The organism is Lyngbya confervoides BDU141951 (genome assembly GCF_000817775.3).
Taxonomy (GTDB): Bacteria; Cyanobacteriota; Cyanobacteriia; order Thermosynechococcales; family Thermosynechococcaceae; genus Lyngbya; species Lyngbya confervoides.
Genome location: NZ_JTHE03000042.1, coordinates 1 through 15,659 on the forward strand (window position 1 = coordinate 1; position 15,659 = coordinate 15,659).

General features: G+C 52.8%; 13 protein-coding genes. 5 read left to right on the forward strand and 8 right to left on the reverse strand.

The window, feature by feature from the left end; all coding sequences use genetic code 11:
* Positions 1–351: 351 nt before the first annotated feature.
* The 7 genes from QQ91_RS06670 to QQ91_RS06700 all read right to left on the reverse strand — a co-directional run bounded on the left by QQ91_RS06670 (position 352) and on the right by QQ91_RS06700 (position 8,395).
* The gene (locus QQ91_RS06670; RefSeq protein WP_166281313.1) at positions 352–2,058 is read right to left on the reverse strand and encodes a DUF262 domain-containing protein; all 1,707 of its coding nucleotides are present in this window, start codon (positions 2,056–2,058) and stop codon (positions 352–354) included.
* Positions 2,059–2,570: 512 nt separating this feature from the next.
* Positions 2,571–4,511, reverse strand: coding sequence for a molecular chaperone HtpG (gene htpG, locus QQ91_RS06675; protein ID WP_166281315.1), 1,941 nt, complete (start codon positions 4,509–4,511; stop codon positions 2,571–2,573).
* A 195-nt stretch (positions 4,512–4,706) separates the two neighbouring features.
* Positions 4,707–5,261 carry a DUF3172 domain-containing protein gene (locus QQ91_RS06680; RefSeq protein WP_201277372.1) on the reverse strand — a complete coding sequence of 185 codons (555 nt, stop codon included), beginning with the start codon at positions 5,259–5,261 and terminating at the stop codon, positions 4,707–4,709.
* Between the two features lie 87 nt (positions 5,262–5,348).
* Entirely contained in the window at positions 5,349–6,245 is an 897-nt protein-coding gene (locus tag QQ91_RS06685; protein ID WP_166281317.1) for an ABC transporter permease, read from the reverse strand.
* 30 nt (positions 6,246–6,275) lie between these two features.
* Complete coding sequence (locus QQ91_RS06690) at positions 6,276–7,295, reverse strand: ABC transporter ATP-binding protein (RefSeq protein ID WP_166281319.1); 1,020 nt, start codon at positions 7,293–7,295, stop codon at positions 6,276–6,278.
* 600 nt (positions 7,296–7,895) lie between these two features.
* On the reverse strand, positions 7,896–8,063 hold the full coding sequence (locus QQ91_RS06695; RefSeq protein ID WP_166281321.1) for a hypothetical protein: 168 nt from the start codon (positions 8,061–8,063) through the stop codon (positions 7,896–7,898).
* 2 nt (positions 8,064–8,065) lie between these two features.
* The gene (locus QQ91_RS06700; RefSeq protein WP_166281323.1) at positions 8,066–8,395 is read right to left on the reverse strand and encodes a LapA family protein; all 330 of its coding nucleotides are present in this window, start codon (positions 8,393–8,395) and stop codon (positions 8,066–8,068) included.
* Between the two features lie 82 nt (positions 8,396–8,477).
* Between QQ91_RS06700 and QQ91_RS06705 the strand changes: the two genes are divergently transcribed.
* Positions 8,478–9,158 (forward strand): PRC-barrel domain-containing protein, encoded by a 681-nt coding sequence (locus QQ91_RS06705; RefSeq protein WP_166281325.1) that lies wholly within the window; start codon positions 8,478–8,480, stop codon positions 9,156–9,158.
* 118 nt (positions 9,159–9,276) lie between these two features.
* On the opposite strand, the gene QQ91_RS06710 is transcribed toward QQ91_RS06705, so the two are convergent.
* On the reverse strand, positions 9,277–10,770 hold the full coding sequence (locus QQ91_RS06710; RefSeq protein ID WP_166281327.1) for a polysaccharide deacetylase family protein: 1,494 nt from the start codon (positions 10,768–10,770) through the stop codon (positions 9,277–9,279).
* A gap of 420 nt (positions 10,771–11,190) precedes the next feature.
* Between QQ91_RS06710 and QQ91_RS06715 the strand changes: the two genes are divergently transcribed.
* The 4 genes from QQ91_RS06715 to QQ91_RS06730 all read left to right on the forward strand — a co-directional run bounded on the left by QQ91_RS06715 (position 11,191) and on the right by QQ91_RS06730 (position 15,604).
* Positions 11,191–13,056: a protein kinase domain-containing protein gene (locus QQ91_RS06715; RefSeq protein ID WP_166281329.1), complete on the forward strand. Its 1,866-nt coding sequence runs from the start codon at positions 11,191–11,193 to the stop codon at positions 13,054–13,056.
* Positions 13,057–13,096: 40 nt separating this feature from the next.
* The gene (locus tag QQ91_RS06720) at positions 13,097–13,957 is read left to right on the forward strand and encodes a M15 family metallopeptidase (RefSeq protein ID WP_166281331.1); all 861 of its coding nucleotides are present in this window, start codon (positions 13,097–13,099) and stop codon (positions 13,955–13,957) included.
* On the forward strand, positions 13,957–14,760 hold the full coding sequence (locus QQ91_RS06725) for a PD-(D/E)XK nuclease family protein (protein WP_166281333.1): 804 nt from the start codon (positions 13,957–13,959) through the stop codon (positions 14,758–14,760). Before QQ91_RS06720 ends, QQ91_RS06725 begins: the two co-directional genes overlap by 1 nt.
* Positions 14,761–14,863: 103 nt before the next feature.
* Positions 14,864–15,604, forward strand: a complete 741-nt coding sequence (locus QQ91_RS06730) for a cytochrome c biogenesis protein CcdA (RefSeq protein WP_166281335.1) — start codon at positions 14,864–14,866, stop codon at positions 15,602–15,604.
* Positions 15,605–15,659: the final 55 nt, after the last annotated feature.

Genomic DNA, 15,659 nt, shown 5'->3' on the forward strand with positions numbered 1-15,659 from the left:
CTGACTCACCCCAGAGACTCGGCCTTCTATGACGTTTCTGTTCGTCGGCTCGCAGATTTGCCGCTGGCTTCCTTCAGACCCCTTCTCACGAAGACCCCCTTGCCTTAGGCTAGTAGTTGTAGTCACTCGGTCCCAATAACTTTCCGACATTTGGACTTGATCCGCCTACAGGGGACTTGCACTCCATGAGTTCACGCCCATGCTGGGCGTACACCCCAACGCAGCGGACGGGCGAAAGCCGTTGGTGTTGATTCAAAGGTGATCTACCACCGCTGGTTGGGAACGTTAGCTAGCCTTAGTTCTTTGGCGTCGAGGGTTCCTAAGGTTATCAATACTTACAGGCAACAACCCTTACGAGTAAAAATCGGATCTCCAAATATGAGTGGCACGCTGCGCCAATTGCCGTTGTCTCGTAGTTAGCGCATCTACAACCCAATCTTCAGCCGAGATATTCCGTGTCAGCCTGTACACACTTTCCTGGTAAGCTTCTTGCTTGATTGAATAAGACCCGTTTCCAACTTGACGATTAAGTTTTGGTTCTAAAGGGGTTAGATTTCCAATACGGTATACCATTTCTTCTATTTGAGAATCAGTGAAGTTTCTCCGCCAATCATCGGTTGGAGATTCAGGCAAGATATGCTCAACTGAAAAACTATCTTCACTAATATCTTGTCGCTCTGATGCATCAATCTCGAGCTTCCAAAGGATGTACCGTACCAACTTTCTCTTTTGTCCTTTTGTAGATATTGAGAGTAGGGAAAAATCTTGTGAAAACTTCTCATCTGAAACATAGATTGAGCGAAGGGCATCAAATACTTGTCTTGGGTTAGTTATTTCACCCTTCATAATTGAAATTGCTACCTTGTTATAGAGCGTTTCCAACTCATTCGGGTTTAAACTGCTGACAACGGTGTAGCGAAAAGAGAGTACGCAGACGAGTTTCACAAGGCGAGTAAAGTTGTCAGGCGAAAAATTCCTATATGCAGCAAACAAAGTTGGATAAGCTTGCTTTACTCGAAATAGTTCAAGTTCGCGAATATAAGGCCGATTTTCTGGATTGTCACGCCAGAAATCATCATTGGAGTTGCCAAGAGCAATGAAAAGACTACTATAATCTTCAAGTCGATCCAACAACTCAAATGCTTGTTGCCCATTTTTAACAGCTTCTCGAACTATTTTAAATAATCGTTCACGCCTTACTCTAGTTTCTTTAAGGCTTAGATAATATCGAAGAAACTCAGGAAACTTTTCCATCTGAACTGTATTGACAATTCTTCTCCATTGCCTCTGAGCTTCCTGCAAATCATCCGGCCCCTGAAATCGAGAAAACAAGTAGTTCTTCAACAAATCTGTTGAACTCAGCTCTATACCTCTAGCATTCAAAGTTTCAAATACGGTATAAGCATTTAACTCATCCTCAACGTTAATCTGAATAAAAAGCAGTCTTTGGGCAATTGCATTTGTTAAAAACTCAGCCAGCTTTTCCCCATCTTGAATAACCTCTTGAAGCTCTCCCAATCGATTGGAAAAATACTGGAAAGCTTGCCAAAGTAGTTGATTGGATTTCGAAAGTGATCGTACATTAAGTGGCTGCCTAAGATTAATTAAATTACTTTGATAGAAATCGTTATTATTTTCATTCAAAATAATCTTGCTTGAGTAGCGAAGAGATCGTGGATCTCTATCACTAAGATAAGTACGCTTTAAAATTTCTTGGCGTTCCTGATTAGCTTCTTTATGCTCTTCTTGCTCTACTAGCTTCTGAATCTTCTCAATGACAGCAATGGCAACAATACTAAGAGTGGCTAGCCGTTGTTGTCCATCAATGATTGTAAATTCTTTGTCTGAAGTGCCAGAACTTTGTAAGACAAGAGCTCCCATATAATGACTGGAATCAGGGTCATAGTAAATAATCAGAATATCTTGCCAAAGATCCTCCCAATTCTCTTCCTTCCAGGAGTAATCACGCTGAAACAGCGGTACTCGGTAAATCTTGCCATTACCGATCAAGTCGCCAAAACTAGTCGTACGCGTATCTAATAGGTTGATCCTAGCCATGAGTATGAGACGGGTAAGCGAGTTCTCATCTCTAAGGTATCAGGAGACTGCTTATTTAAGGTATTTGAGCGGCAGCAGCTAGCTAACACTACGTTGGTGCGGTACAGAGGTTATCGGTTTGCAGTCAAGGTTATCTGCCGCCGCACAACTTTGTCGTTAGGCTGCAAAATCATCTAACATGTCTCTTGCAAAGCACCATCTAATATGTTGAGGGCACCTCGAATAATTCAAGCTTATTGAGAATGACCAACGGAAAGTTAGGTGTCCTATTAACTCTAATTTGTCAATAAGGCTATTTTTCGAGGTGCCCTTGAGAGATTAATAAGCTTGGTATAATAGCCCCCTGATTGACTGACAAAAGTTTAGTCCGGATGGTCTCATAAATAAGCTTTCATCTGAAGAATCAGGCTTTGAGCGATAGCAGGAATTCGATGTTGTATCCAAAGATCCAACAAAGGGCAAGCCGAAAGCCTGCCCCTGATGATGGATCGCGAATTATTTCAGCCGTTGATTTACTTCACAGCTAATTCGGTCAGCTTTGTCAGCATCTGGTTCGATCGCTCCGTAAACGACTTCATCCCATCTGCATCAAAGCCCTTCTGCGCCATCAGCGCCAGATCATAGACGTACTCGCAAATTTGCTTAGACAGCGCCGCTGAAGGAGACTCACCGCTGCCGCTGATCACACTGCCCTGACTCAGATTGATTAAATTCTGAATCATCGGGTGAGCCGTGTTCACCATCAGCGTATGCTCCGTGGGGAACTGCACCGCCTGATTCTGCATCATTGCCATCATTTCCTGCATCCGCCGTGCCGACTCGGGCAGCAGCAGCATGGCCGGAGGGGCATTGTCTCCCTTCAGAGACTCGGTGCGAATGGTCAGTTGAGGCTTATTGAGGGACTTCTCAAATAGCTCCTTGATCATGTCGCTGCGAGTCTGATTGGTGTTCGGATCCACAATCTCCGCAGGCTTGTCTTGATCAATCAGCGTTTCGTCTAGTTCCGCATCCACCCGCAGGAACTTCACATCAGAATATTCCCGCTCCAGGAACGGCACAAAATGCTGGTCAATAAAGGCATCCATATACAGAACTTCAATGCCCTGATTCTTCAGCAGATCCACATAGGTCGCCTGGTTGACCTCGTCAGTGCAGTAATAGACCTTATTTTCGTGCTTTTCCTTATTTCGCTCCAGATATTCCTGGATAGTGCAGTAGGAATCCGCCTGCTTATCATCGCCCCAAACGTCGCCCTCTTGGCCTTCACCCTCTGGCACGTCTGCACCTAGCGTTGCAGTGGTGCGGAAGATGAGAATATCCTCCACCTGCTTTTTAAACTTGTCGTCGTTAATCGAGCCAAATTTAATGAAGGTGCCTAAGTCTTGCCAGGAGCTGATGTACTTGGCCCGATCCTCCCGGTATAGCTCCTTGAGGCGATCGCCCACCTTCTTGGCCACATGGTTGGCGATTTGGCGCACGGTGCGATCGGCCTGCAAAAAGCTGCGGGAAACATTCAAGGGAATATCGGTGCTGTCGAGGACGCCCCGCAGCGGCAGCAAAAACTGGGGCACCACCTCTTCGCAGTTGTCGCTCACAAACACCTGATTGCAGAACAGCTTGATCTGCCCCTTGGTCACGTCAATATCCGGCTTGATTTTCGGGAAATAGAGAATCCCGTTCACGATAAACGGATAGTCAGTGTTGATATGCACCCAGAGCAGCGGATCTTCCTGGAACGGGTAGAGATAGCGATAGAACTCCAGATAATCTTCGTCGGTCAGATTGCTGGGAGACTCCTTCCAGGGAGCCTTTTGCTTGTTGATTTGCTCTTCGCCCAGCTTGATGGGCACCGGCATAAAGTCGCAGTATTTGGTAACGAGCTGCTTAATGCGTGCCTCTTCCAGGTACTCTTTTTCTTCCTCTTGCAGCGTCAGCGTGATCGTGGTGCCGCGCTCGGTGCGCTCGGAAGCCTCCAGAGAAAAGGTGGTGCTGCCTTCACAGGACCAGTGGACCGCCTCCGCCCCTTCCTGGTAAGACAAGGTGTCAATCTCAACCAGCTTAGCAACCATGAAGGAGGAGTAAAAACCTAAGCCAAAATGACCGATGATGGCCTGGTCTTCGCTGGCCTTGTACTTCTCCACAAACTCTTCGGCACTGGAAAAGGCCACCTGGTTGATATATTTTTTCACCTCTTCCGCCGTCATTCCGATGCCGTTGTCGGTAATGGACAGCTGGTTCTTATCCTGATCGAGGGTGATGACAATTTCTGGCTCCCCAACCTCACCGGAATATTCCCCAGAGAGCGACACCATGCGCATCTTTTTGATGGCGTCCACGGCGTTGGAGATCAGCTCCCGAAGGAAAATCTCATGGTCTGAATACAGCCACTTTTTAATGATCGGGAAAATATTCTCGGTATGTATCGAAATCGTTCCCTGTTCTGCGATCGCCATGGCTTCTCTTGACTCTTACTCGTTTAACTTTGGAACAGACAGCGTTGTCTCCTAACAATCTTGCGTAAAAACCGTTGAAAAGTCGTCACCGATTCCGGGGGATTGCCTCACTTTTGGGATTCGGATTTCCCTACCTAGCAAGGCTAAAGCGGCACCGCTGCTGAGGGAGTGCCGCTTCCTGGAAGACCCTAAACTCTAGAAATTATCGGCTTCGTCCGGCAGCGGTCCCACACCAGGCTGGTTCAAAAAGCGGTTCTTTTCACTCTCGCTCTGATAGATGCAGCTAATGTTGGGCTTATCCTCTAATTTTCCAGTAAAGCCGAAGGTGTTCAGCCGCTGGCGGCATTCCCGCAGCGCTTTGCCATCCACCAGCTTACGCTGCTCCAAAATCGCCATGTTGTTCTGGCGCATAACGCAACCGGGCTGCAGCAGGGGCTGCGAAACAAATACGCTAAAGGGCTTAAAGGTGAGAAACACCCGCGTATCCATCACCGTGGCGCTGGCGCCGTAGGCCTGACAGAATTCTGCATTGGGGACGCTCTGGTCAATCGTTTGAATAGAAGCAACGTTGTCAGTGGTGATGGTGGTGTTGGTTCCCAGAGCCACACCAATGGCAATACCCAGAGCAAACACACCGCCAATGACCGCGATGACAACCCCAGAAAGCTTATCAAACAGCCCACCGCCAGACCTGGGCGGGGGTGGCGCCCCCATGGATCGGCGGGGCGGAGCAGAGCGAGTGCGTCTCATAGGTTCAATAAGATGGCAGGGAAAAGGGCTGGGAATTAAGACTAGCCTAGACTAAATCTAACCTAGACTGATCTAACCTGAAACCGATTAAGCCAAACGACGCTGCAGGAGACGACGGATACTCACAACGGCGATGGCCGTAAACCCGCCCAACCCTGCCAGGGCCGCCCCTAAAGAGACATTCCCCCAGGGCGCAGCCATGACAACACTGCTAAAACTCCAGTCCGGGTGCAGATAAATATAGCGAATGGGCTCAATGGCAAAGCTGAGGGGATTGAGACTCGCCACAAACTGCAGCCACGTGGGCATAAAGCTCAGGGGCACCAAGGCGGTGCTGGCGAACAGCAGCGGTAGATTGGTCACAAAGATCACCGCAATCAGCTCAATGTGTCCCGGTAGGGCAAAGGATAGGCCTAGGCTCAAGGCTGTCACCCCTAGCACCAGCAACAGCACAATCAGCGCCACCACCAGCAGCCCGGCAGGAGCCGGGAGCCCTGCCCCCAGCAGCATGCTGACACCAATAATTGCCAGGGTTTGCACCAGACTCATGACCGTAATAAAAATGGCTGAGGCCAGGACAATCGAAAAACGTGAAACCAGTGGAGCCACCAGGAGGCGGTTCAAAAACCCAAATTCACGGTCAAACATGACGGGCAAGCCCGCGTTCAGCGCACCGCTAAAGGCCGTGAACACAATGACGCCCGCACTGAGAAATTGACCATAGGTTTGACTGGTCCCAAACAGTCCTTCCGGAACATTCTTAAACAGGGCACCAAACAGCACAAGCCAGAGTAACGGCTGCAAGACACCAGCAATCAGGGTAGAAGGACGACGCTGCAGTTGAATAAACAAGCGGCGCGTTAGGCCCAGGGTTTCCTGGACAAACTCGCCAGAAAACAAACCGGGAGACTTCAGCAGCTGTTCCCGGTTCGGGAACGATGGCGAGGCGGCGATCGCCTCTTGGGTGGCAGGGGTCGTGGTCATCCTGAGCAATTCCTCCTTCAATTCATCTCATCAACGCATGTTCTGCTTGCGTTCAGCCTTCGGATCGCGAGAGCTAGCCGCTGCAATCTCAGCGTCCAGTAGCGTGCGGCCCGTGGCCGCCAGATAAACATCATCTAAACTCGGTCGGGCTTGAGAGACGCCAAAAACTGGAATTCCAGACTCCTTCAGGGCCTGCTGTAGGGTCAGCAGCGCGTCGCTCTGGGGGGTGACCACCAGATTCAGAGAGTTCCCCTGAGCCTGATTGATCAGCACATCCTGAACAAAGGGTAGGGACTGCGCCAGGCTTTTGGCCCGCTCAGCTTCGTCGGGGGGCGTAAATTCACGAATGCGTAGGGTGATGCGATCGCCTCCCACCTGATCCTTCAGTTCCGAGGACGTTCCTGTAGCAATCACGGTGCCGCGATCAAGAATCGCGACCCGATCGGCGAGGGCATCCACTTCTTCCAGGTAGTGGCTGGTCATCAAAATAGTGGTACCGCGATCGCGCAACTGACGCAGCAGATCCCAGATCACCACCCGGCTTTCAATATCTAACCCCACCGTGGGCTCGTCCAACACCAACACCTGGGGATCATGCAGCAACCCGGTAGCCAGATCCAGGCGCTTGCGAATCCCACCAGAATAGGTACCGGTCTTTTGATCAATCCAGTCCTGTAGGCCCATCTGTTCAACAATGGCTGCAATCCGCTGGGGAATCGCCTTGGCTGGAATATGGTACAGCGCGGCCTGCAGCTGGAGCATCTCGCGTCCGGTTAACACCTTATCCAGGGCCACCTCCTGGGCCACGTACCCCAGCAACTGTCGAGAGGCACGGGGATACTGAATCACCGATACACCGCAAACCTCGATGTCTCCGGCATCGGGAGTCGTTAAGCTACACAGGCACCGTAAGGTCGTGGTTTTACCCGCCCCATTGGGTCCCAGCAAACCAAAAATTTGCCCAGGCTCCACCTGAAATGAGATATCCTTCGCAGCGTCCACAGACCCGTAACGCTTTCGCAAGTTTGAAATCTGAATCGCAGGCACCATCGCGTATCCTGTGCAACAATTCTCAACAAACTCTAGTGTAACGTGCCTCGGAAAGTCTGATCCGATCCGGTTCGGTCAAAGGTTGTTGCAGACCATAGAGTCCTCCGATGGCTCAACCTCCCTGTTCAATTCCGGCAAACCAGATTTATTCCTCAGAAACGCCACTGTCCGTATCTTCCTGCATTGTGATCTGGAGGGAATGCAGGGAATCAGTTTAAGAGCGCAGATCCAAACCAAATACACAACAAATACACAACAAAGCCTGGTGCCATGGGCAGCAACTTTTAACGCGGCTCTGGCGGGATCGATCGCCTGCAAGATCACGCCCTCTAGGCCAAATCCGGGGAGCAAGCCGCACCGGAAGGCAATCTGAACATCGTGGATGAGACGGAAGCCTACGGGTTGTCCTGTCGAGACCAACGTCTCCGATCAACCTCCGGCTTGGTGCAGGCATTTTGAAATTTATCGAACCAGAAGCGGATTAACTTCCATTAGGTAACGCTGAAAGACTTCTCTTGCCGTTTTGTGGTCACCTTCGTAAGACATATTACATAACCACCAGAGGGGACTGCTCTGATAACACCTGGGCTGGTCAAAGGATTAGTTGATTTGCTTTTTTATCCACTGCCAAAACTGCTTGACGATCGCATTTTCTCCAGCCTGAGTTCCCTGCCTCAAATCACGCATCTTCAGCAGGGACTGGTAGGTTTGCCAACTGACATGGGGCAAAACAACGCGATCAGGACTTTGAACGCAGGTTGCGCCCATGTCTACTCAATTCCCTGGGGAAGATTTCGCTCTAGAAACTCAATCCGCCGCTTCTGGTCAGCAATGGTTTGCTGTTGCCGATCCAATGCCTGCTCCAGCTCTTGAATGGTCTGTTTGCGGCGTGAGGATTTCCAGCCGCGTCTCATGATCGCTGGCAATGAAACCAGCAATCCCATCACAAAGCCCAAGAACAGCGTCAGCAGGGCGATCGCAGCTAAGGAAGCTTGAAACTGCCACGTTCCCAGGCTGACCACCACAAGCGCCGCATTTTGATAGGCAAAAATCAGCGTCAGCAGCGCGATGATCAGCGCTACGATAAGGGAAAATCGCATGTTCATTCTCTTTTAAACTCAACCTTGAAGCCTAACTGGCTCAGGTTGGCCCTAGTCTTGGTGTCTGTGATGGAGTCCTGCAATGCCTGAATCCAATCTTAAGTCTAGCAATCTACACCATCGCCTTGTTCTGGATCGCCAAACCTCAGAAAAGGTTGGGCACCTGACCCAGCTTCTGTTGGATCCCCCCGCGCAAAAAATTGTGGGATTTTACTGCGGCGGCGGACTGTTCGGCGGTGCCCGGCAGGCGTTTCATTGGGACCAAATTCACAGCATTGGCAACGATAGTATTTTAGTGAGTGGTCCGCAGTGGGATCTCGATTGGAAAGGATCGAGCCCCATTAAAGCCCCCATCGGCCACGAGCTGTGGACCGATAGCGGTAACCAAATCGGTCAATTGGTCGACCTCGTTCTGGAACCTGCCACGGGTGCGGTGGTTCACTACATCTTTGCCTGCAAAGGCTGGCAGGGTGTGATGGAAGGCACCTATCGAATTCCGCCTATCGTAGTGTCAAACATTGGCAGCAAGCGAATTATTGTGCTTGAGGCCATGCTAGGACATATGGAACAAGAAACAGAGGGATTAGGCCATAGGGCCGAGCAGATTGCTGAATTTTTAAGGGCTGACTACGAGCAAACCCGTGAGGACTTGGCGGCCCTCAGGGAGAGCGCTCAGTCCGCTGTGGACAAGGTAAAAAGCGTTTTACCGATGCCGTCTTCGCCTGAGCATGCTGATCACGAGTCCGATCACTCTCAATCCTGAAACCCAGCGATCGCCTGGATCCTCGGGGCATCTTTGGCGGTCCCTCTAGGTGCTATCCCTTGGGGTTCAGGAGGGGTGCTGAGGCCAGACCTCTAGCACCCTATCCCATTGCTGTGGCTTACACCAAGGCGATGCCCCGGTTGTATAGCTCCCGCGCGTAGTCTGTCCAGGTGCCCTGTCCCCAATAGCGGAAACAGCTGGTCTGGGTGAGCAGATTATAAAGCAAGGCCTCCCGATATTCCCTGGTTTGGGTAGTGGCGGAATCGCTTTCCACCTGGGGATCAAACTTGGCATGGAACTTGGCGCTGAGCTGGTTCATCGGCTCTAGGACGTTTTCGTAACCAGCCACCCAGCTCAAATCATCGGTCCAGGATGCTCCGTCCATGTGGAACCGATGGTCGGTTTCCTTCAGCTCCGCGATCGCCTTTTCCACCGCTTCAGGGGTGGCCTGGTCTGGGTTCACTCGCTGCCAGATCTTATGCTGTTGCACCGCCTGACAAACGGGATAGTCATTGGGATTGACCCCAGCAGCTTCAATCAGCTCCAGGTATTCGGTTCCGTTCAGGCCCACCACACCAGTGACGCCGCGACCATTTTGGGTGATCTCGGACCAGAGAGGCTGAAAGTCTCGGGCATACTCATTCATCATCACGCCGCCATTTTCCCCGTCGGCAATCTGGGAGACGCAGCAGGGCACCTCAACGCCGCCAATTTGCTGGCGACCGCGTCCCTTGGCCTCATGGTAGGGCTGCATCTGCGCCACCAGCTTTGTATCCGATCCCTGGGTCTTAATTAGGGCCGTAATGCTGATGGTTTCTCCCCGAGAGTTGCGGGCGACCAGGCGATTGGGGATGTACTTGTCCTCATGGTGCAGGGAAGATCCATCGATCCGCTCCACCGAATGCTCCTGAACCAGCAGCCAGCGATAGCCGCACTCCTTCAGGGCTTTGATGTACTCGTACTGCGTGTCTGGATGGTTGGGCATGTGCATCTCGGGTGGCGAAAACCCCTTCACCCGTCGCAGCGCGTCCATCCCAAACAGGGCGGCAAAATGATGCTGCCAAGCCAGGATTTGCAGCTTTAAATCTGGAATAGGGGTTGAGGGAGCCACGGCATGGCTCCACATGGTCCCCAGCCACTCAACGTAGGGCTGATATTGGCGATCGCAGGCCATCCGCCGCAGATTGTCCATAATATCCTCGCGGCCCATCTGCTCAATTCCCCAGAGCAAATTCCCCGAGTAATCCAGCATGATGCGCGGATTTTGCCCGTTAGCCACCAGATCAGGAATCCAATCCCCCATGCGCTTGTAGCAGTCTGCAAACACATGGGCATTGTGGTTATCACCAATCCCCTGATGCTCAAACATATGCTGGAGATTGCTGATGAGTTCTCCCTGGGCACCAGCCGGAATGGTGGGCTGGTGCATATGCAGCGCACAGGCAAATCCTGCTGAAATTTGATCCAAATTTAGATTTGTCTCTGGCAAGAAAACCGGATCGGAATGGTTAACAGCTGCCAAAATTTCTGATTCATGTCCACAGATGTTTGGGAGTCCTTGATCGATCGATGCTCCGACCGATTTCTCCCTGGTGGGTGCGAATGCAACCATAGACTTCGCCTCTAATTCTTAATTGACCAATGTTTTGATTACGTCCGATCATAGGAGAGCCTTGTCGGGAGTCAATCAAAGTTTCCTCACAATTTGTATCGTTGGGTAACCGGGATCGATTCAACTGTAATAGTTCAGCAAGGGTTCAGTGCTCCCGTGGGAGAAAAAAGCAGGCCCTCAACCCTGACCTCAGGCGCGATCCCAGCCTTGATCAAGACGCTATGGTCCTCAAAGGAGCCTGGGGTCAAAATTAAATTAATTGGCTCAGATCACAGCATTTTTCCCCGCAGCCTGGACAATAAAGGTAGCTTGTAACCGCCTTTACGCTCGTCTTTAAGATGTTCCCGCGCTCCCCCCTAAGAGCGTCTCGACTGCGTTCAATCTGCCAATTTTGCAGTCTCCTCACGGGATAAATCCATCATGACGACTACGCCCCGACCTCCAGCCTCAACGCCGTTCCATGAACCGGATACCTTGCTGGCCAACCGCTATCAGGTTGATCGAATTTTGGGAGAAGGTGGATTTGGGACGACCTATTTGGCCATCGATACTCAAATGCCCTCGCGACGCACCTGTGTCGTCAAGCAGCTGAAGCCGCTGAACAATAATCAGCAAATCTATCAGCTAGTCCAGTCCCGATTCCAGCGTGAAGCGACGATTTTAGAATCCTTGGGGGGATCTTGTCCCCAAATTCCCCATCTATATGCCTATTTTTCCCAGGATAATCAGTTTTATCTCGTAGAGGAATGGATTGCCGGAGAGACCCTGACCCAGCGGGTGCAGCGCAACGGCCTTTTTTCGGAAGCCCAAGTTCGCGATCTCTTGCTTAAAATTCTGCCAGCCATCGATCACGTGCATCGTCACAAAATGGTTCATCGAGATATCAAGCCGGACAACATTATTCTGCGATCGCCCGATGAGTTGCCGATCTTAATTGACTTTGGGGCTGTGAAAGAAACCATGGGAACGGTGATTAATTCCCAGGGCAACAGCTCCCAATCCATCGTTGTGGGCACACCCGGATTTATGCCGCCCGAGCAAAGTGCTGGTCGTCCTGTGTTTAGCAGCGATCTGTACAGTCTCGGTCTGACGGCCATTTACTTGCTCACAGGCCAACTGCCCCAAAATATTGAGACAGATCCCATGACTGGGATCATGCACTGGCAGACCCTGACGGCCGTCAGCCCAGCCTTCGCCGAGATCCTGAATCGGGCAACTCATTTGCAAGCTTCCCAACGCTACATGACGGCCGGAGAGATGATGCAGGCGCTGTCGGTCACTCATGATCGCAGCGGTGATGCCACCGTGGTCGTGCATACGCAACCCCAGCCCCGGACCTTTTCTGCACCTTCTCCTCCGGTCAATGTTCCTCTCTCGCCCCCATCTGCGTCGCCAGTGTATGCCCAAGGCGTCCAGGGTTATGGCACGCCGGTGACCCCCATAACGCCCCCCATAACGCCCCCCATAACGCCCCCCGTGACGCCCGTCTATGCGGCCCAGAACTTCGCCACACCAGATTCCCGATCGCAGATCCCCGCAGCGGCTCCGGCAGCCTCCGGCAGCGACTGGCCCAAGGCGGTGATTATTGGCGGACTGATTGGTGCGTCTATTTTGGGGGGCACTCTGATGCTGCGTGCCCAGTTAAGCAGCTGGTTCGATCCAGACCCGGTCCCCTCGTCCCCTGAAGTTACGGTGAGTCCCGAGGTCCCCGCCTCGAGTGCCCCGTCCGTAGCAAACCCACCCGTGGCAAACCCACCCGTGGCAAACCCGCCCGTGGCAAACCCGCCCGTGGCTTCGTCTCCGGTTCCGCCTCCGGCCACCGTGCAAACCAATGCCACCGTGGTTGGAAATCCTGGACGGAAAAATGTTCGCTCAGGGCCAGGTCCCCACTATGAAGTGGTGGGGAATGTCTATCCGGGCGATCGCCTCCAGATCTTAGGATCGAGTCAAGAATCCAATGGCTTTACCTGGTATGAAGTCTATGCCCCTGCAGCCGGGGTGCAGGGCTGGATGGCCCATCATCTGGTAGAGGTTGATGGGGATCCCTCGCCTCCTGACCCGCTACCTCCGCCCCAATTAGAGACCAATGCCACGGTGGTGGGCGGTGGCCTGAAAAACATTCGCTCTGGTCCGGGCACAGTTTATGCGGTCGTAGGCCAGATCGCCACCGGCGATCGCCTTCAGATTCTAGGCAGCGACTACGATAGCGGCGGCTATCTTTGGTACAACGTTAACACAGGGCAGACCACCGGCTGGATCGCGGCTCAGCTCATTGAACACGACTAGCGGCTCGATAGAATGGAGACAATTCCAAAAGTTCAACGGCATGAAACATCGCTCTCGTTTGCATATTCATAGCCCTTTTCAGTTCATTGCCCTCACGCTGCTGGCGGCCATCGTCACGGTTTGGATTGGCATGCTTGTTCTGTTTGCCTGGCGCCAGATGGCGCCGCCTAACCAGGTGGACGATATTCCCGATCGAGTGACCGCCGCGCCCCCCACGCAAGCATCCCCCCCGCGGATTCCAGCGACTCCGGCTCCCCCCCAGCCGTCCCAAGCAGTGCCGACACCGAGCGCGAGTCCTCCCCTGTCCGATAATCCCTCAATCCTCTCCACTGCCGATCCTCAGGTTGCAGCCCGTGGCGGGGAGCCACACTATAATCATCTGCCCTATCAGGAAGCGACGGGTGAGCTGATGACGGTGGGTGAATATTATGATCGCCCTGAGCAGCTGGTGCCGGAGGTGGCCCAGGCCTTCTGGACCATGCAGGATGCTGCAGCCGCCTCTGGGATTCGGCTGGGTCCTATTTCTGGATTTCGCACCATTGCCGATCAAGCGCAGCTCTTTGAGCGGCAAATTCAGCGGCATGGAGGGTCTGCCCAAGAAGCGGCAACACTGAGCGCTCCGCCGGGATATAGCGAGCACCACACGGGCTATACGCTGGATATTCGCGATCTCGATCAGCCCGATACAGACTTGAAGTATGCCATGGAGAACACCGCTGCCTATCGATGGCTGCTCGACAATGGCTGTACCTACGGATTTGAGCTTTCCTTCCCGGAGGGCAACCGCCAGGGTGTCAGCTTTGAACCCTGGCACTGGCGCTACATTGGATCGCCCCAGGCCAAACAGCTGTTTGCCAATGCCCATCAGCGCTATCCCCATCCCACTTACTGCAATACCTAGTGACCTCTCCAGCGCTCATTCCGATCTCCCAATCCCACCTCAAGATCCTGGCCGCTTGTCCACGTCTGTTTCAGCATCGTTTTCTTGATCGGGTGGGGGCACCCAGTTTGCTGCCGCCTCAACAGAGCCAGCAACGGATGGGGCAAAACTTTCATCGGCTCATGCAGCAATACTGGATGGATCTCCCCATTGAACCAATTTTGGAACAGTCTCCAGGACTGCGAAAGCGCTTTCAAGCGTTTCAGGCCTCGCCGCCCCCCTTGATCAGGGGCGATCGCCTTACGGAATACCGCTGCACCTGGCAAAGCGGGACATTTTTGCTGCTGGGAGTGTTTGACTTACTGGTAGTAGGATCCTCCCAAGCCCAAATTGTGGACTGGAAAAGCTTCCGACAGCCCAATTCCCCCGATCTGCTCAGCCAAAGCTGGCAAACTCGTCTGTATCCCTATCTTCTGGCCCAGACCAGCCCTTTTAGGCCAGACCAAATTTCGATGACCTACTGGTTTGCCCAGGGTCGATCGCCTCAGGACGCGCCCGTCTATCACTTTCCCTATTCTGCCCAGCGTCATCAGACCAACCATTGCGAAATTGCAGCCCACCTGCAACAGCTGCACCGCTGGCTGCAGGAGCATGACCAGGGACAATCGCTGCCCAAGGTCGCCCTTGCCCAGGGAGAGTGCTTTGGAGCGACCCACACCTGTGCCTACGCAGAGCGCTGTCAGCGCCTTCCTGCTGTCCCTTTCCCCAACCCCGGCACCTCTGCTCTTGACGCTATTGAGGCCATCCCAGAGGTGCCCCTTTAGCAGGCTCACCAACTTGCAAGGGCCAGCAACATGGGTCAACCCTTTGGAGGGCTGCACGTTACAGTGGAGAAAACCTAAAACACCGTCCTAAGTCTCATTGACCATGCTCGAAGCCCTGCAAGCCCAGCTCTACTGGCTCAGTCAATATGCAAATGCTGTGGTTGCCCATCAACTGAACCACCTGACGCCGCTGAGCATCGGCCTGATTTTTACGGCAGGACTGCTGACGAGCTTGACCCCCTGCACGCTCTCCATGCTGCCCATTACCGTGGGCTACATTGGCGGCTATCAGGCTAAAAGTCGCTGGCAAGGGGCCTGGCAATCGGCCTGGTTTGCCCTAGGACTGGCCACCATGCTGACCCTTCTGGGGGTTGGGGCCGCTTCCCTGGGGCGCATCTACGGACAGGTGAATCATGGACTCGCGATCGCGGTCAGTCTCATCGCCATTGTGATGGGCTTAAATCTGCTAGAGGCCCTGCCTCTGAGGTTTCCCTCCTGGAGCGGCAGCGAGGTCATCTCCGAGACGTTTCCCCCCGCAGTTCGAACCTATCTATTAGGCATCACCTTCGGGCTCATTGCCTCTCCCTGTAGCACACCGGTGCTTGCCACCCTTCTGGCCTGGATTTCCAGCACCCAAGATCCCATCCTGGGGGCAGGCTTACTGCTGTCTTACACCCTTGGCTACACGGCCCCGCTGATTCTCGCCGGAACCTTTACAACGGTGATTCAGAACCTGCTCAAGCTACGCCGCTGGTCAAGCTGGATTACCCCCACCAGTGGTGTTTTGTTGATTGGGTTTGGGCTGTACTCCCTGGCAACGCACCTGGGGCCAATCCGCCTATAGCTTTAGAAAGATGGTAGAATATTAACCGCTGTCTGCCTCAAAAAGGCAAATTGCG

Excerpts from the sequence above, each read along its gene's own strand:
- QQ91_RS06700 (WP_166281323.1), bottom strand. The coding sequence starts at position 8,395 with ATGCGATTTTCCCTTATCGTAGCGCTGATCATCGCGCTGCTGACGCTG.
- QQ91_RS06690 (WP_166281319.1), bottom strand. The coding sequence starts at position 7,295 with ATGGTGCCTGCGATTCAGATTTCAAACTTGCGAAAGCGTTACGGGTCT.
- QQ91_RS06670 (WP_166281313.1), bottom strand. The coding sequence starts at position 2,058 with ATGGCTAGGATCAACCTATTAGATACGCGTACGACTAGTTTTGGCGAC.
- QQ91_RS06680 (WP_201277372.1), bottom strand. The coding sequence starts at position 5,261 with ATGAGACGCACTCGCTCTGCTCCGCCCCGCCGATCCATGGGGGCGCCA.
- QQ91_RS06715 (WP_166281329.1), top strand. The coding sequence starts at position 11,191 with ATGACGACTACGCCCCGACCTCCAGCCTCAACGCCGTTCCATGAACCG.
- htpG (WP_166281315.1), bottom strand. The coding sequence starts at position 4,511 with ATGGCGATCGCAGAACAGGGAACGATTTCGATACATACCGAGAATATT.
- QQ91_RS06720 (WP_166281331.1), top strand. The coding sequence starts at position 13,097 with ATGAAACATCGCTCTCGTTTGCATATTCATAGCCCTTTTCAGTTCATT.
- QQ91_RS06705 (WP_166281325.1), top strand. The coding sequence starts at position 8,478 with ATGCCTGAATCCAATCTTAAGTCTAGCAATCTACACCATCGCCTTGTT.
- QQ91_RS06695 (WP_166281321.1), bottom strand. The coding sequence starts at position 8,063 with ATGGGCGCAACCTGCGTTCAAAGTCCTGATCGCGTTGTTTTGCCCCAT.
- QQ91_RS06710 (WP_166281327.1), bottom strand. The coding sequence starts at position 10,770 with ATGGTTGCATTCGCACCCACCAGGGAGAAATCGGTCGGAGCATCGATC.
- QQ91_RS06730 (WP_166281335.1), top strand. The coding sequence starts at position 14,864 with ATGCTCGAAGCCCTGCAAGCCCAGCTCTACTGGCTCAGTCAATATGCA.
- QQ91_RS06685 (WP_166281317.1), bottom strand. The coding sequence starts at position 6,245 with ATGACCACGACCCCTGCCACCCAAGAGGCGATCGCCGCCTCGCCATCG.